Source organism: Pseudoalteromonas rubra (assembly GCF_005887115.1).
GTDB classification, from domain to species: domain Bacteria; phylum Pseudomonadota; class Gammaproteobacteria; order Enterobacterales; family Alteromonadaceae; genus Pseudoalteromonas; species Pseudoalteromonas rubra_F.
In genome coordinates this window covers 1-214 of record NZ_PNCJ01000112.1, presented here as the reverse complement: position 1 = coordinate 214, position 214 = coordinate 1, and the positions used below count along the sequence as shown (strand labels likewise).

The following is a 214-nucleotide window of genomic DNA, read 5'->3' as shown; positions in this document are numbered from 1 at the left end:
CACATACAACACAAGATGCGTGTGATTGCTCATCACCGCATAACCACACACCTCAATGCAAAACACCTTGCCAAGAGCCAGCAGTTTTTCTTCCACCCAATCTCGCCGATGTTCATACGACTTACCCGTTAAGCGGTCTTCGCCACACAAAAATGCGCGCCGCACACAACGGGAAATGCAGTGGTAGTATTTGGTATCCGACAGGCTAACTTGC

General features: G+C 49.5%; 1 pseudogene. It reads right to left on the bottom strand.

Annotation, left to right across the window (positions count from 1 at the left end):
- A pseudogene (locus CWB98_RS23390) lies at positions 1–214 on the bottom strand (transposase); the annotation flags it as partial.